The sequence below is a fragment of the Mycobacterium sp. NPDC049093 genome (assembly GCF_040704635.1).
Classification (GTDB): Bacteria; Actinomycetota; Actinomycetes; order Mycobacteriales; family Mycobacteriaceae; genus Mycobacterium.
This window is the reverse complement of the sequence record NZ_JBEZJS010000003.1, coordinates 480,783-500,935: the sequence shown is the minus strand read 5'-3', so window position 1 is coordinate 500,935 and position 20,153 is coordinate 480,783. Positions and strand designations below refer to the sequence as shown.

Genomic DNA, 20,153 nt, shown 5'->3' with positions numbered 1-20,153 from the left:
TCGCCGGTAGGTGCGTGCTCAACAGCCCGTTAAGCTTTTCACACTACGATTCAGACGTGTCCGTCGTTGCGGAACATTCGACCATTGCCCACACCTCGCTGGGGCGGCTACGCGGTACCCGTGAAGGCGGGGTCAGCGTGTGGCGAGGTGTCGAGTACGCCCAGCAGCCCATCGGCGCACTGCGTTTCCTGGCACCTCGGCCGGTGGTGCCCTGGACCGGAGTGCGTGACGCCGTGGAGCACGGCCCGTTGCCGCCACAAGGCCGTTCGTTCGTCGGGGGCGGTCGCGACGACCCCAAGGTGCGTGACGAGGCTTGCCTGACCGTCACCGTCTGGTCCCCGGACACGGGCGGCTCGTTGCCGGTGATGGTGTGGATCCCCGGCGGCGCCTTTGTCTACGGCGCGGGCCAGTTGCAGCTGTACAACGGCTCGCGGCTGGCCGAGAACGGCAACGTGGTGGTCGTCAACGTGACCTATCGGCTCGGCGTGTTCGGCGGATTCGAACTCGGTGACCTCGGTGAGGGATTCGACGACAATCTGTGCCTGAGGGACCAGATCGCCGCACTGCAATGGGTGCGCGACAACATCGCCGCATTCGGTGGCGATCCCCGGCAGGTGACGGTGTTCGGTGAATCGGCCGGTGCCACATCGGTGTTGGCGCTGCTGGCCAGCCCGGTGGCCGACGGGTTGTTCGACCGGGCGATCGCGCAGAGTCCGGCGTTACCGCTGATCGCCGACCGGGAAGACCGGGCCCGTCAGTCGCGCCGCTTCATGCAACTGCTCGGAGTGGGGGCCGAGCAGCTCAAAGTGCTGCCACAGCGGCAACTGCGCCGGGCCGCGGGGCAACTGCAGCTCGAGAGTGCCCAGCAGACACCGACGTTGGCCTACGGGCTGACCCACGGTGTCGATCTACTGCCGTTGCATCCGACCGAGGCGGCGCGCGCGGGTGCGGTGTCCGCGGTGCCGTTGATCATCGGCACCAACAGCCACGAGGCGTCGATGTTCGCCTGGGGTAAGCCGCCGATGCTGCCGACCACGCTGGCAGGGGTCGAGGACTATCTGCGGCGCCACGGCCCGGACGACCGCGATCGGGTGCTGGCCGCGTATCCCGGTTTTCCGCGCCGCCGGGCGCTGATCGCATTTGGCTCCGACGTCATGTTCGGTGCACCGACCTGGGCGTTCGCCGATGCCTACAGTGCACACGCGCCGACTCACGTATACCGGTTCGACCACACCACGTGGACGCTCAAGGTGCTGGGACTTGGCGCCACCCACGGCAGCGAGATCGTGCACATCCAGCACAGCTACGGGTCATATCTGGGTCGCAAGCTGCACCCGCTGGGTCGCCGGGTGCAGCCGTCGGTCGGTCGGCGGATGCAACGTACCTGGCTGGACTTCGCCCGGGCCGAGGTCGCCGACTGGCCGGAGTACGACACCGACCGCCGGTTGACCCGGGTGATCCGGTCCACGCGTGACGAGACCGTGGCCGATCCCGACGCGGTGCGACGCCAGGTGTGGGACGGGCTCGGTTAGCGGCCTACTTGCCGTAGCGCTCGTCGGTATACCGGCGGAGGTTGTGCAGGAAGCGCTGGAACAGCCACGCCATCACCGGCTGGCCCATGGTCATCCCGAGCCGGCCGGCCAGGCCGCTGGGCTTCATGGCCATCACCCAGGTCAGGTGGCAGCCGTCGGCCGTCTCCACCACGCGGTAGTCCTCGGCGAAGGCCGAGATCGCGTTCGAGGTGCTGGTGTTGAACCGGAAAGCCATGTGGGAGAAGGGTTCCCAGGCCAGGAATTCCTCATCTCCGGTGATGTGCCCGCGCATCGTGACGGTGCGGGTGGTGCCGACGCCGCGGGGTTCTGGGCTGGTCCATTCCACATTGGTGATCACGGTGGCCCAGTGCGGCCATGAGGACGCGTCGCTGAGCACCTCGAACAGTTGCTCGGGAGTGATGGCGAGGTCGACGGTGCTGACGAAGCGGAACGGCGCACGGTCGATGAAGTCCAACTCGACGCGTTCGCACTGGTAGGTCCGGGCCATGGGTAGACACCCTAGGGGAGAGTGTCTACTGGCGGGTCAGCCCGGCCCGTCGCCGGCCGCCGCCAGCAGCGGGACCACCACGTCACTGATCGGGGTGGGCAGGCCGTGCGCGGCCGCCTTGCGGACGATGACGCCGTTGCGGACATCCCACTCCAGCGGTCGGCCGGCCTGGTGGTCGGTCAGCATCGAGGTGGTCAGGTCCTCGGGCGCGGCGGCCAACATGGAGACGATCTCGTCGACGACCTCGTCACCCAGGCCGGCGCCGTCGGCCCGGGCCACGGCCAGGCATTCGGTCAGATAGCGCCGCGCCAGCGCGGCCACGTCGTCCCGGCGGAACATGCCCGCCCGCCGGTCGGCCAGCACCATGAACCCCACCACGGCATTGACCAGCAGCTTGCGCCAGGCAGCGCTGCGGAAATCGGGATCGTGTTCGACGGTGATCGCGGTGTCGCGCACTGCCTCGGCGACGACCTCGGCCGCCGGAGTGTCGGGCAGCACCAACCGGGCCTCGCTGCGCAACCGCACCCAACCGCCGGATTGTGTCTCCGAGGAGATCCACACCGCCGCGGGCACCACGTGGGACTTGTCGGTGTGCCGGCTGATCCCGCTCACGCGCTCGACCTGTTCCACGCCGTTCTGCAGCGCGCACACCACGGTCTTCTCGTCGCACAGCCGGTCCAGCCACGCTGCAGCCTGGGCGTTCTGGGTGTCCTTGACGGCAAGAAAGACCACGTCCAGTGGGCCCTCCACACTGTCGGGATCGGTGTGCACCGGCCCAGGTACCCGGATGGGGTCCCCATCGTCGGGCCGGACTTCGATGCCGTCGCGCGGGGTCCGGCCGCACAGCAGGACCGGCCGGCCCGCGGCATGCAGCAGGGCGGCGACGGTGGACCCGATGGCCCCCGGTCCGATAACTGCGATGGGGGAGGTCATGTCGCCAAGTTACCGTCGCAGGCCACTCTCTAGACTGGTCAGTCGTCACCACCAGTCTTTCTCGACTCAACACTCAGGAGTTTTCGTGCTGCGCAGTCATGCCGCCGGTTCGTTGCGGGCCACCGATGCCGGTCAGACCGTGACACTGGCGGGTTGGGTGGCGCGCCGCCGTGACCACGGCGGCGTCATCTTCATCGATCTGCGCGACGCATCCGGCGTGTCGCAGGTGGTGTTCCGCGAGGGCGACGTGCTCGCCGCCGCCCACCGGTTGCGCGCCGAGTTCTGCATCGCCGTCACCGGCGTCGTCGAGGTACGTCCGGAGGGCAACGAGAACCCCGAGATCGCCACCGGGCAGATCGAGGTCAACGCGACGTCGCTGACAGTGCTGGGGGAGAGCGCCCCGCTGCCGTTCCAGCTCGACGAGACCGCGGGCGAGGAAGCCAGGCTCAAGTACCGCTACCTGGATCTGCGCCGTGAGGGCCCGGGTAACGCAATCCGGTTGCGCTCCAAGGTGAACGCGGCCGCTCGCAACGTGCTGGCCGAGCATGACTTCGTCGAGATCGAGACCCCGACCCTGACGCGCTCCACTCCGGAGGGCGCGCGCGACTTCCTGGTGCCCGCGCGGTTGCAACCCGGCTCGTTCTACGCGCTGCCGCAGAGCCCGCAGCTGTTCAAGCAGCTGCTCATGGTCGCGGGCATGGAGCGCTACTACCAGATCGCGCGCTGCTACCGTGACGAGGACTTCCGCGCGGACCGCCAGCCGGAGTTCACCCAGCTGGACATGGAGCTCAGCTTCGTCGACGCCGACGATGTGATGGGAATCGCCGAGCAGGTCCTGCGGGCGGTCTGGTCGACCATCGGCTACGAACTGCCGCTGCCATTGCCGCGGATCAGCTACGACGAGGCGATGCGTCGGTTCGGCTCCGACAAGCCGGACCTGCGGTTCGGCGTCGAACTCATCGAGTGCACCGAGTACTTCAAGGACACCCCGTTCCGGGTGTTCCAGGCCCCGTATGTGGGCGCGGTCGTGATGGAGGGCGGAGCGTCACAGCCGCGTCGCACCCTCGACGGCTGGCAGGAGTTCGCCAAGCAGCGCGGCCACAAGGGCCTGGCCTATGTACTCGTGGGCGAGGACGGCACGCTGGGCGGTCCCGTGGCCAAGAACCTCACCGACGCCGAGCGCGACGGTCTGGCCGCCCACGTCGGTGCCAAGCCCGGTGACTGCGTGTTCTTCGCGGCGGGCCCGGCCCGCACGGCGCGCGCGCTGTTGGGCGCCACCCGCATCGAGATCGCCAAGCGCCTGGACCTGATCGACCCGGCAGCCTGGGCGTTCACCTGGGTGGTGGACTTCCCGATGTTCGAGCCTGCCGACGTGGCGACCGCCTCGGGCGACGTGGCCGTTGGCTCGGGTGCCTGGACGGCCGTGCACCACGCATTCACCGCGCCGAAGGTCGAATCGGAGGACACCTTCGACACCGATCCCGGCAGCGCGCTGTCCGATGCCTACGACATCGTCTGCAACGGCAACGAGATCGGTGGCGGCTCGATCCGTATCCACCGACGCGACATCCAGGAGCGGGTGTTCGCGATGATGGGCATCGACCATGCCGAGGCTCAGGACAAGTTCGGATTCCTGTTGGACGCCTTCGCCTTTGGCGCACCGCCGCACGGTGGTCTGGCGTTCGGCTGGGACCGCATCACCGCGCTGCTGGCCGGGGTCGACTCGATCCGTGAGGTGATCGCGTTCCCCAAGTCCGGCGGCGGCGTCGACCCGCTGACCGACGCCCCGGCGCCGATCACCCCGCAGCAGCGTAAGGAATCGGGAATAGACGCCAAGCCCGAGGAGCTCAAGAAGGCATGAGCGATATCGATCCTGATTTCGACAAGACCGAACTCGTCGCCGACGTGGCGGCCCTCGACAACTTCAACCGCAACGTCGTCGAGGAATTCCGGGCCAATGGTGGCAAGGTAGGCGGGCCCTTCGAGGGTGGCACGCTGCTGCTGTTGCATACCACCGGAGCCAAATCCGGTCAGCCCCGGCTGTCGCCGCTGGCCTATCTGGACATCGACGGCGCGATGCTGATCGTCGGTTCCTACGCCGGTGGGCCCAAGGACCCCGCGTGGGTGCACAACCTGCGGGCGAACCCGCAGGCCCGGATCGAAGTCGGCTCCGAGGCCTACGACGTCGTCTCGCGGGAGTTGCCCGCCGACGAGCGCGACGCCGCCTACCCCAAGATCATCGAGCGCGCCCCGGTGTTCGCCGAGTACCAGTCGAAAACTGCCCGGGCCATCCCGCTTTTCGAGCTGGTCCGCGCGTAAGTGTGCGCAACTGTCACGCTGGAGTGGCAGTGGAAGCCGAGTGCCACTCCAGCGTGACAAACGGGCTACAGCCGCTCGAGGATCGTGGCGTTCGCCATACCGCCGCCCTCACACATCGTTTGCAGGCCGTACCGGCCGCCGCGCTGTTCGAGCGCGTTGACCAGGGTGGTCATGATGCGGGCTCCGCTTGCACCGAGCGGGTGTCCGATCGCGATGGCCCCGCCGTTGACGTTTGTCTTGGAGAGCAGATCGAAGCCTGTGGCCCCACCCAGTTCCGCAGCCCAGGCCAGCACCACCGGAGCGAACGCCTCGTTGACCTCGAACAGATCGATGTCCGCGAGCGTCAAACCCGCACGCGCCAAGACCTTTTCGGTGGCGGGGATGACACCGGTCAACATGTACAGCGGGTCCGATCCCACCACGGTCGTGGTGTGGATACGAGCCAGCGGCTTGAGTCCGAGCTTCCGGGCCGTGGCACCGCTGGTGATCATCACCGCGGCGCTGCCGTCCGACAGTGGTGACGAGTTACCCGGGGTGATCTCCCAGTTGATCTGGGGGAAGCGCGCGGCGTAGGCCTCGTTGTAGAACGCGGGCTTCAGACCGGACAAGGTCTCCACGGTCGTTCCCGGCCGGATGATCTCGTCGGTGCTCAGCCCGGCGACCGGGGCGAGTTCGGCCTCGAACAGTCCGTCCTTGGTAGCTCGGGCGGCCTTTTCGTGGCTGCCTGCCGAGAACTCGTCGAGCTGAGCGCGGGAGAATCCCCATTTGGCAGCGATGAGCTCGGCACTGATCCCTTGCGGTACAAGGCCTTCGGAGTAGCGCTTCGCAAAGTCCAGGCCGAACGGATCGCTGCCCGGCAGTACCGAACTGCCCATCGGTACCCGCGACATGGACTCCACGCCTGCGGCGATCACGATGTCGTAGGCGCCGGCGAGCACCCCCTGGGCGGCGAAGCTGATCGCCTGCTGGCTGCTGCCGCACTGGCGGTCGACCGTGGTCCCCGGAACGGTTTCGGGGAAGCCTGCGCCCAGTAGTGCGTTGCGCGCGATGTTCACCGCCTGGTCGCCCACCTGCGTGACTGCGCCGGCGATCACGTCGTCGACCAGTACCGGGTCGACGCCGGTGCGGGTGATCAGCTCACGCAGGCTGTGCGCCAGCAGGTCCGCAGGCAGCACGCCGTGCAGTGCGCCGTTGGCTTTGCCTTTGCCGATCGGGGTCCGGACCGCTCCGACGATGACTGCGTCCCGGTCTGCATATCCGGTCATCTTGGCCTCCTGATGCTCCACGCTGAGTATTGTGATGAGTACCCAGATATAGCACCTGGGTATAGTTAGAACAACTCAGGGATGGGGTTTGATTCCGTGGGAATGCTGCAGGGCAAGCTGGCCGACCGTGACGCCTGGTCGGCGGTGGGGCACTGCCCGATCGAGCGGACGATGGCGTTCGCGGGCACCAAGTCGGCGATGTTGATCATGCGCGAGGCCTTCTACGGCACCACCAGGTTCGACGATTTTGCCCGCCGGGTCGGGATCACCAAGGCCGCGACATCGGCGCGGTTGTCCGACCTCGTGGCCGCCGGACTACTGGCGAAGCGGCCGTATCGGGAGCCGGGTCAGCGGGAACGCGACGAGTATGTGCTCACCGACTCCGGAACCGACTTCATGCCGGTGGTGTGGGCGATGTTCGAGTGGGGCCGCAAGCATCTCGGTGACACGGGCCTGCGCCTCGCACACGACGGATGCGGAGCACTGGCCGGCGTCGAGATCCGCTGCGACGAAGGGCACCCGGTGCCGGCCGACGAACTCGTCGTGCGCTTCGAACGTCCCACGTCGTGACCGTAGGCGCACGTGCGGTCGAGATCCTGGCCGAACACGGTCAGTGGCGTATCGAGCCGGGGCTCACCGCGGCCGAACTGAATACGCTCGAATCGCGATTCTCCCTGTGGCTCAACGATGATCACCGCGACTTCCTGTCCGCCGGGCTGCCGGTGGGGGACGGCTGGCCCGACTGGCGCAACGCCGACGACGTGACCCTTCGGGCGCACATCGGCCGGCCGGTGCGTGAGTTGCTGCATGCCGTACGCGAGGGTGGGCTGTGGCACCCCGCCTGGGGCGACAACCCGGGTGGCGACGCCGCGCTGAAGCTGGCCAGTGCCAAATTCGCCCAGGAACCCGGGGTGGTGCCGGTCTACGGGGTGGCGTTTCTGAAGCAGGGGCCGGGTGCCAACCCGGTATGGGCGGTCCAGGACGGCGGCCAGGGAGTCACCGTCACTGCCGTGGCCGCGGACCTGATCGGACTCGCGCAGTTGCTGACCGGTCGGCCTACGGCGGCGCCCTCAGCTGCCGGCGATCCTCCGTTCCTGCCCACGCCGGCACCCGTGCCGGAGGTGCCGGAGCTGGAGGCGCCGCCGTTCGCGCCAGATCCGGTGACCGCGCCACCGCCGGCGGTAGCCCCACCACGGGATCCCGGCGCTGCTCTTGCTGCGGCCGGGGTCGTGCTGGGCGAACTGAAACGCCACGACGACCTGCTGGCCCACCGGGCACCGATGTGGACGGTCCCGGTGCCGGCGGGTGTTCCTGCCACGGAGGCGTGGCTTGCCGTTCGCACGCGGTTTCCGGTGACGGGATTGTGGCCCGTGCTGCTCACCGACATGGCCTGGCATCGGATCGGGATGGACGGTGTGGCCGACGAAACACCGGTATTGGCAGCTGAACTCGACGGCGCTCGATGGCTGGAACGCGAGTTCGAAATCCGCACCGCCGAGTACGACATCCCGCGTTATCCGTCCGGTTTCGATGCCGGCGACCCGGGGGACTGGCGGCAGCAGTTCGCCGACTTCGACTCTCGCGGGAAGTACACCCGACTGGCGTTGATTCCCACCCCCGCGGATTGGCTGGTTCCCGGACTGCTGCAGTGGTCGGGCGCGATCAATTCGGACGTCCTCGGTGCCGAACACGCGGCGATCCTGCGCCGCTGGTCCGCCCACTACGGGACCGAGTTGTTGGCCCTCGATGCCGAGTTCCTGGTGTTGGTGGCCAATCAGCCACCGCGCAGCCGGCAAGAGGCGCTCACCGTCGCCCTGGAGGCTTATCTGTATTGCGACGACACAGTCAACACCGAGGCCGGTTCGCTCGATGCGCTGGCGCGCATGCTGGCGCATCCGCTGTGGGTCTTCTGGTGGGATTGAGAGCGCTACTCTCGGCCCGTGCTGCACTTACGCGTCATCGCGCCCACCGATCTGCGTCAGCCGATCCTGAACGTCCTCGACCGGGAAGCCGGCGTCACGAATGTGGTGGTGCACGCCGGGGATGCGAGGGATCCGGCCGGTGACGAGATCACGGCCATTCTGGTCCGGGAAGCAGCCAACGATGTCGTGGAGCGGCTGAAATCCCTTGATGTGCCGCACTTGGGGGCCATCACCCTCGAGCCTCTCGACACCGTCCTGTCCGCGTCGGCCTTTCATGCCGAGGATGCCACCGAGGGCGACGGCGCCGATGCGGTGATCTGGGACGAGCTGGTGTCGCGTACCCGCGAGGAGTCCAGCCTCAATGCGACGTACCTTATGTTCCTGTGCATCGCGTGCCTGCTCGCCGCGATCGGCGTCATCACCGACTCCGCGGTCACCGTGGTCGGTGCCATGGTTGTCGGGCCCGAGTTCGGGCCTCTGGCGGCACTCGCAGTCGCGCTGGTGCAGCGGCGGATGTCGCTGGCCCGTCGCGCGGGTGCGGCGCTGTTGATCGGCTTCCCCTTCGCGATGACCGTTACCGCCCTTGCCACCTTGGGTTTCGAAGCCCTGGGATGGGTGTCGTTGACCAGCTTCCGTGACCTGCAGCAGGTGGACTTCATCTTCCAGGTGGGCCCGTTCTCGTTGGTGGTGGCCCTGCTCGCCGGCGCGGCCGGGATGTTGTCGCTCGTGTCGGCGAAATCCGCGGCGCTGGTGGGTGTCTTCATATCGGTGACGACGGTTCCTGCCGCCGGTTTCGCGGTGGTCGCCGCGACGGTCGGGGAATGGGACATCGCGGCCCGGTCGGTACTGCAGTTGGGCGTGAACCTGGTGGGCATCACCATGGCGGGCGTCGTGATGCTGGCGATCTACCGCAGATTCGCGACCCGCTGACGGGACCGCGTCGTCACAGGTGGCTGATGCCCGTGGCCAGGAAGTACACGCCGACCGCGCCGGCGATCACGGCCACCACCAGCCGATGGTGAATTCCCATCCACTCATAGATCCGCTCGACGCCGGACCTCGTGGCGGCCGGAGCCACCCAGAAACTGATGATCGGGATGATCGCCGCGAGGAAACCGACCAGATTGAACACGACCATCGCGGCCATCTGCTCGGTCACCGCGGCGCCCGAGGTCAGGGCGGCAGCCATCGCGGCCAGGTAGTACGGGGTGGGGAAACCGTTGATCAGGCCCAGCAGTCCGGCGGCCCACGGCGCCTCGCCCCGCAGCGCGGCCTGCATCCCGTCCGGCAGTTTCGACAGACCCGGCACCGAGTCCGCCGAGGCTGCGGCGGGGGCTGTCCCGCGCGTGCGCACCCTCGTGACCAGGCGTTCGAGCACGCCCGTGAGGGACAGGACGCCGATAGCCAGCGCCACGACACCGATGCCGATCTCCAGGCCCGGGGGCATGCTGCTCCCACCGTCGCCGGCGACGTTCTTGAACACGAACACCACCGCGGCGCCCACCGCGACGTTGGCGGTGAAGGCGAACACGAAGAACGGGAGCAGCAACCGCACCGGCCGTGACCGGGACAGCATGAAGGCCACGACCCCGATTCTGAGCGGATCGACTGCCGCCACGACGGCCATCACCAGCACGGTGCTCCACATCGCCGGCGGCCACATCCCTTCGCTCGGTTACCTCACCGCTGAATTCAACCAGCGCCGGGCAAATCCGGCCGCATCTGGGCGCCTCGGTGCGCCAAGCAAGCCCGGATCATCGGAGGGTGCGTACCGTTCTTCACTGATGGTTCTTCGCGCGAACGGCTCACCGGAGTCCGCTCAGGCCACCGGTGTTGCCCTGGACACCGGTGCGAGTGGCGCCGCCGACGGGATGGACGTCGACGGTGTGCTGGCCGCCTACCGACGTTCCCGGGCCCAGCGTGCGTTGTTCGAGGTGCGCGACGACGGCGTCGGTGCCGGCTACGACGAGTTGATCGACGCCTCGGGCAATGTCCGCCCGGCCTGGCGCGAGTTGGCCGCAGGCGTCGGCGAGCGTGGCCGTGACGGCCTGGACCGGCTGCGTGCCACGGTGCGCGGCCTTGTCGACAACGACGGCATCACCTACATCCAGATGGATCACCTGGGGGAGGTGGTCACCGATGACGACGGCACCGCGGTGCCGGGCCCCTGGCATCTCGACGCCCTGCCCCTGGTGCTCTCGGCGCCGGACTGGGACTGCCTGGAATCAGGTCTGGTGCAGCGGTCCCGGCTACTCGATGCGGTATTGACCGATCTGTACGGCGCCCGCCGCTCGATCACCAGTGGGGTGCTGCCGGCGCCGTTGTTGTTCGCCCATCCCGGATATGTGCGGGCCGCGCGCGGCATCGTGGTGCCCGGACGCCATCAGCTGTTCCTCCACGGCTGCGACGTCAGCCGCGGCGACGACGGCGCCTTCATGGTGAATGCGGACTGGACACAGGCGCCCTCAGGCGCCGGCTACGCCCTGGCGGATCGCCGCGTCGTCGCGCACGCTGCCCCCGACCTCTACGAGCGGGTAGGTCCGCGCCCCACCTCGCCGTGGGCGCAGGCGTTGCGCCTGGCGCTGCTCGACGCGGCCCCCGAAGCTGCGGAAGAGCCCGTGGTCGTGGTGCTCAGTCCCGGGATCCATTCCGAGACCGCCTTCGACCAGGCCTACCTGGCTGGGGTGCTCGGCTTCCCGCTGGTGGAGAGTGCCGATCTGGTGGTCCGCGACGGCACGGTGTGGATGCGGTCGCTGGGCACGCTCAAACGTGTCGACGTGGTGTTGCGCCGAGTCGACGCCGAATATGTGGATCCGCTGGATCTTCGTCCCGATTCCCGGCTCGGCGTGGTGGGGCTGGTCGAGGCGTTGCGTCGCGGTTCGGTGACGGTGGTCAATACCCTGGGCAGCGGAATTCTCGAAAGTCCCGGCCTGGCACGGTTTCTGCCGCAGCTGGCCGAGCTGTTGCTCGACGAGAAGCCACAGTTGGCGACGGCTCCGATGTACTGGGGCGGTATCGACATCGAGCGCTCCCATCTGCTCACCAAGCTGTCGTCGTTGCTGATCCGGCCGGTGAGCGGCGGTGCCACGATTGTCGGGCCGACGCTTGCGGCCGCGGAGCGCGCCGAGCTGGCCACCCGCATCGAAGCCGACCCGACTCGGTGGGTGGGGCAGGATCTGCCCCAGTTCTCCACCGCGCCAACCAATTACCGGTCCAAGGGGTTGTCGGCAGGAAATGTCGGAATGCGGTTGTTCACCGTGGCCCAGCGTGGCGGATATGCGCCGATGATCGGTGGGCTGGGCTACGTGGTCGCTCCCGGGAACGCCGCCTACCGGATGAACACCCTTGCTGCCAAGGATGTTTGGGTGAATGCACCGCAGCGCGTCACGGCCGAGCGCATCCCGCCGGTCTCGGTCGAGCTGGTCTCCGCGATTGCCGTGCCCAGTCCGACCGGGGCGGTCAGCTCGCCCCGTGTGCTCGCCGACCTGTTCTGGATGGGCCGGTATGCCGAACGAGCGGAGGGCATGGCCCGGCTGCTCACCGTCACCCGGGAGCGCTACCACGAGTACCGCTATCGACTGGATCTCGATGAAAGCCAGTGTGTTCCGGTGCTGCTCGCTGCGGTCGGGTCGATCACGGGAACCGACACCGGTGACGCCGCCGATGCCCACGAGATGATCGCGATCGCCCCGACCACGGTGTGGTCGGCCACCGCGGACCGGCATCGGTCGGGATCGCTCGCCCAGTCGGTGGAACGGCTCGGGTTGGCCGCCCGGGCGGTACGCGACCAGATGTCCAACGACACCTGGATGGTGCTGGCCGGTGTCGAACGCGCGGTGCTGCGGCCGTCGGCCGTTCCGCCCCAGTCGCCCAATGTCGCAGAGGGATACCTCGCCACCGCGCACAGCCAGACCCTGGCCGGGATGTTGGCGTTGTCCGGGGTGGCCGCGGAATCGATGGTGCAGGACGTCGGCTGGACGGTGATGGATCTCGGCAAGCGCATCGAGCGCGGGCTGGCGCTGACCGCGCTGCTGCGCGCCACCTTGACGGCGGTGCGCAGTGCGGCAGCCGAACGCGCCGTGGCCGAGTCGGCCCTGGTGGTCTGTGAATCGTCGGTGATCTATCGGCGGCGGAATCCCGGGCTGATCAGCGTCGCCGCGATCGCTGAACTGCTGTTGTTCGACGCCGAGAATCCCAGGTCGTTGATCTACCAGTTGGAACGCATCCGATCCGACCTCAGGCCACTGCCCGGAGCGTCGGGGTCGTCGCGCCCGGAACGACTGATCGACGAACTTGCCACCCGACTGCGCCGCCTGGACCCGGCAGACCTCGAGGAGGTCAGCGAGGACGGCACCCGAGCGGAACTGGCCGGTCTACTCGACGGAGTGCACGCCGGCCTGCGCGATCTCTCGGCTGTCATCACCGCGGCGCACCTGTCGGTTCCCGGTGGGATGCAACCGCTGTGGGGGCCCGACGAGCGGCGGGTGATGCCATGACCGGACCTGCCGGCGCGGCGGGAACCCGCTGTTACGAGATCATCCACCGCACCGTGTATCGCTATTCCGACGATGTCACCAGTTCCTACGGACGCGGTTTCCTCACGCCACGTGATCTGCCTTGGCAGCGCTGCCTGTCCCACCACCTGACGATCGAGCCGGCGGCGGCGGACAGTTCCACCAGCCGCGACGCCTACGGCAATGTCAGCTCGTTTTTTCACGTGACCGAACGCCACCGCACCTTGAGTATCACCGGTGAATCCGTGGTGGAGGTGGACCCGTTTGCGCCCGAACATTATTCAGGTGCGTCTGCCGGGGCGCCGTGGGAGCTGGCCCGCCCGGTCGGCGGTGATGGGGCGCTGGCCGCGGAGTTCACCCTGGACCTCTCACCGCCGGAGATCACCGACGCGGTGCGGGAGTACGCCGCGCCCAGTTTCGTGCCCGGACGACCGTTGATCGAGGTGCTTCGTGAACTGACGTCACGGATCTACTCCGACTTCACCTACCGGTCGGGTTCGACGACGGTGTCCACCCAGGTGGCCGAGGTGCTGGAGGCTCGTGAGGGCGTCTGCCAGGACTTCGCCCGTCTGGCCATCGCCTGCCTGCGGGCCAACGGCCTGGCCGCCAGCTATGTCTCGGGTTACCTGGCCACCGATCCGCCGCCCGGCAAGGAACGCATGATCGGAGTGGACGCCACCCACGCCTGGGCGTCGGTGTGGACGCCGCAGAACGTCTGGCTGGGAATGGATCCCACCAACGACCAGATGGTCGACGAGCGTTACATCGTGACCGGATTCGGCCGCGACTACGCCGACATCCCCCCGCTCCGCGGCATCATCTACACGGATTCCCTCAGCAGCGTGATCGAGGTGTCGGTAGACGTGGCGCCGTTCCCGCCGGATCGAGAGCGGTTGCTGCATGCGTGATTTCAACTGTCCGAACTGCGGCCAGCGTCTGGCGTTCGAGAACTCGCTGTGCCTGTCATGCCGCAGTGCACTCGGTTTCTCGCTCGGTGACATGGCGCTGCTGGTGATCACCGATACCGAACAGGGCGGTCACGCCGGCGCCGTCGACGAGAAGCAGTACCGGCTGTGCGCGAATCTGCATCTGGCCGAATGTAATTGGCTGGTACGGATCGGCGAGGATCCGTTGTGTGCGTCGTGCAGGCTGACCAGGACCCGTCCCGCAGATGCCGATACCGCAGCCATGGCGTCATTCGCCGAGGCCGAGCAGGCCAAGCGTCGGCTGATCGCCGAACTGCACGAACTGAAGCTGCCGATCGTCGGCCGCGACGAGGATCCTGAATTCGGATTGGCCTTCGACCTGCTCTCCAGTGAATTCGAGAAGGTGTTCACCGGCCACCACAACGGCGTCATCACCCTGGACCTGGCCGAGGGCGACGATGTGCACCGCGAGCAGTTGCGGATCGCCATGGACGAGCCGTACCGGACGCTGCTCGGCCATTTCCGCCACGAGATCGGGCACTACTACTTCTACCGCCTGGTGGCGCCGTCGCCCGACTACGCTGCGCGATTCGCCGAACTGTTCGGAGACCCGGACACCGACTATCAGGCCGCCTTGGACCGGCACTACGAGGACGGGCCGCCGTCAGGCTGGGAGGACGACTTCGTGTCGTCCTACGCGACGATGCACCCTGCCGAGGACTGGGCCGAAACCTTCGCCCACTATCTGCACATCCGCGACACCCTTGACACCGCAGCGGCTTTCGGTTTCGCTCCGGCCGGCGGTATCTTCGGCCGGCGTCTGTTGGGCCCGGCCGCGTTCGACACCATCATCGAGATGTGGCTGCCGCTGGCGTGGTCACTGAACATGGTGAACCGGTCGATGGGCCATGACGATCTGTACCCGTTCGTGCTGGCACCCGCCGTCCTGGAGAAGATGCGGTTCGTTCACACCGTCATCGACGAGGTCACGGCCGGTTGAGTTCGGCTGCGATCGCGCCGAACATCAGCGACGTCTCCAGCGGCAGGGTATTGAACGCGGGTTCGGCCTGCGGCCAGGTCGACCATTGCACGATCACGAGGTTCTGCCGTTGATCGACCATGATCACCTGTCCGAATATGCCGAGTGCCCAGAGATTTTCGTCCATGCCGGGAGTTCGGGGCGGCCGCACGTCACCCGCATCGGCCGCGATGCTGTTGTTCCACCACTGGTACCCGTACGTGCCCTCAGGATGACTCGGCGTCACCGACCCGCGCGCCGTCGTCCAGGTCCGTGCGTCGCGCACCCAACCGTCGGGCAGCGTCCGCGTGCCGTCGCGCAGTTCACCGTCACGCATCACGAACAGACCCAAGCGTCCCCAGTCGGTCAACGTGGCGTTGAACCCGTGTCCGCCCATGTCATGACGCCCGAGCTCGTAGGAATGCCAGACCCCGTCATCGGCCATGCCGAATGGTTTCCAGATCTTGTCCTGCAGATACGTGGCGAGATTGGTGCCGGTGGCCTTCTCCAGCAGGTCACCGAGCAACCAGGCGCCGCCCGTGGTGTACGACCAGACCTCGCCCGGTGTGACGCCGGGTTTCCGTTCGAGCCCGTGGACCAGTGAGTACACGCACCGGTAGGTGTCGTCGGCCGCCTCGCACGCCGTGAGTTTGGCGAAATCCGAATTCGGGTCCGTGTAGTCCTCGTTCCACGCGACCCCCGAAGTGTGCGTGATGAGCTGGCGCACGGTGACGCCGTCGAATGCGGTGCCGACGAAATCGGGCTCGTACTTGGTCACGGGTTCGTCGAGGGACGCGATCTTGCCTTCTTTCACCGCGATACCCACGAGCGTGGACACCACGGACTTGCCGACCGACCGCGAGGTCCACAGCGTGGAAGGGGCGTTTCCGGCGCCGTAGTGCTCATAGGCGATCTTGCCGTCCTTGAGCACCAGCATCCCGGTGACACTCTGCCGGTTCAGGTAGTCGTCGAGATCGTGGGTGACGCCGCCGATCGTGTAGGACGCGTCGGTCAGTCGGCGATCGGCCATGGGCAGCGGGAACGGGTCGCCGTGGCGGAACAGGTCACCGGGGTAGGCCCGGTAGTCGTTGCGGAACCCGACCACCCGTTCCGATTGATTCCAGGTCAGCATGCCCGCGACGTTCGGCAGATCATGATCGCTCGGCTTGGGGCACACCGTCATTCCCGCGACCCCGCAGTCGGGTTCGGTTCGCGGACTGCACGCGCTCGCCGAAGCCATCAACATCAGCGCCGATGCCGCAGCGAGCGTGCGAGTTAACAGCACGATCACGATGGTATGTCGCAACCCCGCTGTCGCCGCGGACGTTTCTAGGATCGCCGCGTGACTGATCGCTACGGTTCCGACATCCTGTCCCGAAACCCGCACACCCCGAAGCTGACTCGATCGACCGAGCAGCCCGCGGAGAAGGGACTGGTCGTCGAGGACGCCCAGAGTGGTTACGTCGGTGCTGTCGTGCGGATCGAGGGCGGTCGGGTGGAGCTCGAGGACCGCAGGGGCAAGGTGCGGACGTTTCCGATGGGCCCGGGCTTCCTGATCGACGGCAAGCCGGTGAGCCTTGTGGTGCCCAAGCGGACCACCGCACCCGCTCGTACGGCGTCGGGCTCGGTGGCGGTGCCGAACGCCAAGGCCCGCGTCGCGCTGGCCAGCCGCATCTACGTGGAAGGCCGGCACGATGCCGAGCTCGTCGAGCAGGTGTGGGGAGCCGATCTGCGCATCGAGGGCGTCGTCGTCGAGTATCTGGGCGGCGTCGATGACCTGACCGACATCGTGGCGGAGTTCGCGCCCGGGCCGGGCCGGCGGCTGGGCGTGCTGGTCGATCACCTGGTCGCCGGGTCCAAGGAGGCGCGCATCGCCGAGGCGGTGCGGAGAGGTCCCGGCGGTGAGCACACCCTGGTGGTCGGGCATCCGTTCGTCGACATCTGGCAGTCCGTCAAACCGGCCCGGCTCGGGATGAAGGCCTGGCCGACGATCCCGCGCAGTGTGGAGTGGAAGCACGGCATCTGCGAGGCGCTGGGCTGGCCACACCGGGACCAGGCCGACATCGCCCGGGCCTGGCAGCGGATCCGCGGGCAGGTGCGCGACTGGAACGACCTGGAGCCCGCACTGATCGGCCGGGTCGAGGAACTCATCGATTTCGTGACCGCGCCGGCGTAGCCCGTCGCGTCGGCGTGGTAAGCAGAAGGCGTGTCCGACAGTTTGTTCGACGTGCCCGGTGAGCCCGCACCCGCGGGCCCGGGTGTGCCGGCCCCTGCCTCGGCTCCGCTTGCGGTGCGGATGCGCCCGGCCGGCCTCGACGAGGTCGTCGGCCAATCGCACCTGTTGCAGGCCGGATCGCCATTGCGCCGGCTGGTGGAGGGGTCGGGCGCGGCGTCGGTCATCCTCTACGGCCCGCCGGGCACCGGCAAGACCACCCTGGCCTCGCTGATCTCGCAGGCCACCGGCCGCCGGTTCGAGGCACTCTCGGCGCTCAGCGCCGGGGTCAAAGAGGTCCGCGCCGTGATCGACGTTGCCCGGCGCGCGGCCGTCCACGGCGAACAGACCGTGCTGTTCATCGACGAGGTGCACCGCTTCTCCAAGACCCAGCAGGACGCGCTGCTGGCGGCCGTGGAGAACCGGGTCGTGCTGTTGGTGGCGGCCACCACGGAGAACCCGTCGTTCTCGGTGGTGGCGCCACTGTTGTCGCGGTCACTGATCCTGCAGTTGCAACCGCTGACCCCGCAGGATGTCGAGATCGTGCTGCGCCGCGCGATCACCGACCCGCGGGGTCTGAATGGTGCGGTCGAGGTCACCGATGAGGCAGTCGACCTCATGGTGCAGCTCTCCGCCGGTGATGCGCGGCGCGCGCTGACCGCGCTGGAAGTGGCCGCCGAGCCGGGGGAGCGGGTGACCGTCGAGACCATCGAGCAGTCGTTGGACAAGGCTGCGGTGCGGTACGACCGCGACGGGGATCAGCACTACGACGTCGTCAGTGCCTTCATCAAATCGGTGCGCGGATCCGACGTCGACGCGGCGTTGCACTACCTGGCCCGGATGCTGGTGGCGGGGGAGGATCCACGCTTCGTGGCACGCCGGCTGATGATCCTCGCCAGCGAGGACATCGGGATGGCCGACCCGACCGCCTTGCAGACCGCCGTCGCCGCGGCCCAGACCGTGCAACTGATCGGCATGCCCGAGGCGCAGCTGACGCTGGCGCATGCCACGGTGCACCTGGCCACCGCGCCCAAGTCCAACGCCGTCACCACGGCGCTCGGGGCGGCGATGAACGACATCCGGGCCGGCAAGGCCGGGTTGGTGCCCCCGCATCTGCGGGACGGCCACTACTCGGGGGCGCAGAAACTCGGCAACGCCGTGGGCTACAAATACGCCCACGATCATCCCGACGGTGTTGTGCCGCAACAGTATCCACCCGACGAGCTGGTGGGGACGGACTATTACCAGCCGACCGGGCGTGGTTTCGAACGCGAGCTGGTCACCCGGGTGGACAGGCTGCGGGCCATCATCCGCCGCAGACGCTGACACCGCTGGGGCAACCGAAAACCACGGTCCCGGTTGAACATTCAACCGGGACCGTGGTGCGGGCTGGACGGTCAGCGCAGCAGGCCGGACCGTCGCGTTCCCAGGATGCCGGTCCTTCTGCGTCCCACGAACGCGGATACCAGTGCCACGCCGATGGTGGCCACGATGACCTGGACGAGCAATTCGAGCCAGTCGATGCCGTTGGTCATCGTCGGGATGCCGAGTGCACGGGCGATGGCGCTGCCGATGAACGCCGACACGATGCCGACCAGGATCGTCAGCAGAATGCCGATGGGTTGTCTGCCGGGGACGATCAGCCGGCCGATCAGGCCGACGACAATGCCGATCAAGATCGCGCTGATGATGCCGGTGATGGTCATTTCTCCTCCAGAGCTGTGTTGGGCTGGAGGGGAGATACCCCGGGTGATCACCGCCCAAACGGTGCCGTCAATTCTGGACGCGTTCTCGGTCAGGCCATCTCGGGTACCCGAAGGTGAGCCAGCACGAGTTCGAACTCGCCGACATCGATCTGATCGGCGCTGAGGTCGCGCAGCCGGGCCGTGCGCAACGCCCTGGCCTGATCGCGGTTGTGGTCCATCGCGTCGGCACTGTCGAAGGTGGCCGAGGACACTGCCCGGCCCGAGCCGCGGTCAAGCATGAGACTGGCGCTGCAGAAGCCCTCGAGGTCTTCCATCGCAGGCAACACCGAGCTCCGGTAGAAGTCCACCGCCCGGTCGAACAGTTCGGGGCGGGTTCGCAGCCATGTCGCCCGCACACAGGCGCCCGGCCCGGAGTACTGCTCGCGGTGAACCACCGCAATCTCCCATTCGTCGACCGTGGCGGTGCCGGCGAACGTCTCCACCACCCGATGGCGCATCGGCGCTACCGCGGCGGCGCTGGCATGCATGGCCTCTTCGGACCGCCACGCCGTCGTGAGGACACACTGGCCTGATTCCCGGTCCACCATCAGGGACAGGCCGACGCAGCCGTCGACATCGTCGAGGGCCGGCATCACCTCGTCGCGGATATGGGTGATGCCGGCGTCGATCGCCTTGGTGCGCGCCGCGATCGTGGTTGAACGTGCGAACACGATCCACCCCTTCCTGCCAGGGCGGCGCCCCGGTGGCGCCACCGGTTCCACTACCACCATCCTCCGCTGCGTCGCAGGTGGCAATGGGCCGGCGGTTGCCTCGTAGGCTGGGCAGATGGACACCGACGTGATCGACGTGGACACCTCGCGGCGTCGCATCGTCGACCTCACCGACGCGGTACGGCAGTTCTGCGGTGCGCACCGTGACGGCCTGTGCAATGTGTTCGTGCCGCACGCAACCGCGGGGGTGGCCGTCATCGAGACAGGTGCCGGCTCGGATGACGACCTGCTGGATACCCTGGAACGGTTGTTGCCGCGCGATGACCGCTACCGGCACAGCCACGGCTCGTTCGGCCACGGCGCAGATCATGTCCTGCCTGCGCTGGTGTCACCGTCGGTGACGCTGCCGGTCCAGGCAGGCCGCCCGCTGCTGGGAACCTGGCAGAGCGTGGTGCTGGTCGATCTGAACCGCGACAACCCGCAACGCCAGGTGCGGCTGAGCTTCCTGGGGGCGTGACGTTCGTCGCCTTTTCGGGGTGAACGCGCAGAACGGTAATGTAAAGCGGTCTAACTGGTAGTTGCCTGCGC

19 protein-coding genes are annotated in these 20,153 nt (G+C 67.7%); 12 read left to right on the top strand and 7 right to left on the bottom strand.

The features are described from left to right. The first annotated feature begins 56 nt into the window (after positions 1-56). Entirely contained in the window at positions 57-1,532 is a 1,476-nt protein-coding gene (locus AB0876_RS12785; protein WP_491838977.1) for a carboxylesterase/lipase family protein, read from the top strand. Between the two features lie 4 nt (positions 1,533-1,536). On the opposite strand, the gene AB0876_RS12780 is transcribed toward AB0876_RS12785, so the two are convergent. Next, the gene (locus AB0876_RS12780) at positions 1,537-2,040 is read right to left on the bottom strand and encodes an SRPBCC family protein (protein ID WP_491838978.1); all 504 of its coding nucleotides are present in this window, start codon (positions 2,038-2,040) and stop codon (positions 1,537-1,539) included. A gap of 36 nt (positions 2,041-2,076) precedes the next feature. Next, entirely contained in the window at positions 2,077-2,973 is an 897-nt protein-coding gene (locus tag AB0876_RS12775) for an oxidoreductase (RefSeq protein WP_526042135.1), read from the bottom strand. An 85-nt stretch (positions 2,974-3,058) separates the two neighbouring features. Here AB0876_RS12775 and aspS point away from each other — a divergent pair, with 85 nt between their 5' ends. Next, positions 3,059-4,834, top strand: coding sequence for an aspartate--tRNA ligase (gene aspS, locus AB0876_RS12770; protein ID WP_491838980.1), 1,776 nt, complete (start codon positions 3,059-3,061; stop codon positions 4,832-4,834). After that, entirely contained in the window at positions 4,831-5,292 is a 462-nt protein-coding gene (locus AB0876_RS12765) for a nitroreductase family deazaflavin-dependent oxidoreductase (RefSeq protein ID WP_526042134.1), read from the top strand. Before aspS ends, AB0876_RS12765 begins: the two co-directional genes overlap by 4 nt. A gap of 65 nt (positions 5,293-5,357) precedes the next feature. On the opposite strand, the gene AB0876_RS12760 is transcribed toward AB0876_RS12765, so the two are convergent. Beyond that, positions 5,358-6,557: a thiolase family protein gene (locus AB0876_RS12760; protein ID WP_526042343.1), complete on the bottom strand. Its 1,200-nt coding sequence runs from the start codon at positions 6,555-6,557 to the stop codon at positions 5,358-5,360. A gap of 81 nt (positions 6,558-6,638) precedes the next feature. On the opposite strand from AB0876_RS12760, the gene AB0876_RS12755 reads away from it, so the two are divergent. From AB0876_RS12755 to AB0876_RS12745, 3 genes are read left to right on the top strand one after another with little or no spacing between them, the layout of a single operon-like run. Continuing rightward, positions 6,639-7,127: a winged helix-turn-helix transcriptional regulator gene (locus AB0876_RS12755; RefSeq protein WP_276029082.1), complete on the top strand. Its 489-nt coding sequence runs from the start codon at positions 6,639-6,641 to the stop codon at positions 7,125-7,127. Next, complete coding sequence (locus AB0876_RS12750; RefSeq protein WP_526042133.1) at positions 7,124-8,479, top strand: DUF4253 domain-containing protein; 1,356 nt, start codon at positions 7,124-7,126, stop codon at positions 8,477-8,479. The genes AB0876_RS12755 and AB0876_RS12750 overlap by 4 nt, the downstream gene beginning before the upstream one ends. Positions 8,480-8,497: 18 nt before the next feature. Continuing rightward, positions 8,498-9,409: a DUF389 domain-containing protein gene (locus AB0876_RS12745; RefSeq protein ID WP_491838984.1), complete on the top strand. Its 912-nt coding sequence runs from the start codon at positions 8,498-8,500 to the stop codon at positions 9,407-9,409. A gap of 13 nt (positions 9,410-9,422) precedes the next feature. On the opposite strand, the gene AB0876_RS12740 is transcribed toward AB0876_RS12745, so the two are convergent. Further along, the gene (locus AB0876_RS12740; protein WP_491838985.1) at positions 9,423-10,127 is read right to left on the bottom strand and encodes a GAP family protein; all 705 of its coding nucleotides are present in this window, start codon (positions 10,125-10,127) and stop codon (positions 9,423-9,425) included. A gap of 136 nt (positions 10,128-10,263) precedes the next feature. Between AB0876_RS12740 and AB0876_RS12735 the strand changes: the two genes are divergently transcribed. The 3 genes from AB0876_RS12735 to AB0876_RS12725 are packed head-to-tail and all read left to right on the top strand — an operon-like array spanning position 10,264 to position 14,919. Then, the gene (locus AB0876_RS12735) at positions 10,264-12,975 is read left to right on the top strand and encodes a circularly permuted type 2 ATP-grasp protein (protein WP_526042132.1); all 2,712 of its coding nucleotides are present in this window, start codon (positions 10,264-10,266) and stop codon (positions 12,973-12,975) included. Next, positions 12,972-13,901 carry a transglutaminase family protein gene (locus AB0876_RS12730; RefSeq protein ID WP_491838987.1) on the top strand — a complete coding sequence of 310 codons (930 nt, stop codon included), beginning with the start codon at positions 12,972-12,974 and terminating at the stop codon, positions 13,899-13,901. Before AB0876_RS12735 ends, AB0876_RS12730 begins: the two co-directional genes overlap by 4 nt. Then, the gene (locus tag AB0876_RS12725; RefSeq protein WP_491838988.1) at positions 13,894-14,919 is read left to right on the top strand and encodes a zinc-binding metallopeptidase family protein; all 1,026 of its coding nucleotides are present in this window, start codon (positions 13,894-13,896) and stop codon (positions 14,917-14,919) included. The genes AB0876_RS12730 and AB0876_RS12725 overlap by 8 nt, the downstream gene beginning before the upstream one ends. On the opposite strand, the gene AB0876_RS12720 is transcribed toward AB0876_RS12725, so the two are convergent. Beyond that, entirely contained in the window at positions 14,906-16,222 is a 1,317-nt protein-coding gene (locus AB0876_RS12720; protein WP_526042131.1) for a serine hydrolase domain-containing protein, read from the bottom strand. The two genes, AB0876_RS12725 and AB0876_RS12720, sit on opposite strands and share 14 nt — an antisense overlap. Before the next feature lie 57 nt (positions 16,223-16,279). Between AB0876_RS12720 and AB0876_RS12715 the strand changes: the two genes are divergently transcribed. Further along, the gene (locus AB0876_RS12715; RefSeq protein WP_526042130.1) at positions 16,280-17,113 is read left to right on the top strand and encodes a DUF3097 family protein; all 834 of its coding nucleotides are present in this window, start codon (positions 16,280-16,282) and stop codon (positions 17,111-17,113) included. Between the two features lie 30 nt (positions 17,114-17,143). Continuing rightward, complete coding sequence (locus AB0876_RS12710; RefSeq protein WP_491838991.1) at positions 17,144-18,475, top strand: replication-associated recombination protein A; 1,332 nt, start codon at positions 17,144-17,146, stop codon at positions 18,473-18,475. A gap of 71 nt (positions 18,476-18,546) precedes the next feature. Here AB0876_RS12710 and AB0876_RS12705 read toward each other — a convergent pair whose 3' ends face one another. Continuing rightward, positions 18,547-18,855: a GlsB/YeaQ/YmgE family stress response membrane protein gene (locus tag AB0876_RS12705; RefSeq protein ID WP_491838992.1), complete on the bottom strand. Its 309-nt coding sequence runs from the start codon at positions 18,853-18,855 to the stop codon at positions 18,547-18,549. An 89-nt stretch (positions 18,856-18,944) separates the two neighbouring features. Next, the gene (locus AB0876_RS12700; RefSeq protein WP_491838993.1) at positions 18,945-19,565 is read right to left on the bottom strand and encodes an antibiotic biosynthesis monooxygenase; all 621 of its coding nucleotides are present in this window, start codon (positions 19,563-19,565) and stop codon (positions 18,945-18,947) included. Between the two features lie 127 nt (positions 19,566-19,692). Between AB0876_RS12700 and AB0876_RS12695 the strand changes: the two genes are divergently transcribed. After that, positions 19,693-20,082 (top strand): secondary thiamine-phosphate synthase enzyme YjbQ, encoded by a 390-nt coding sequence (locus tag AB0876_RS12695; protein WP_526042342.1) that lies wholly within the window; start codon positions 19,693-19,695, stop codon positions 20,080-20,082. The last annotated feature ends 71 nt before the right edge of the window (positions 20,083-20,153 follow it).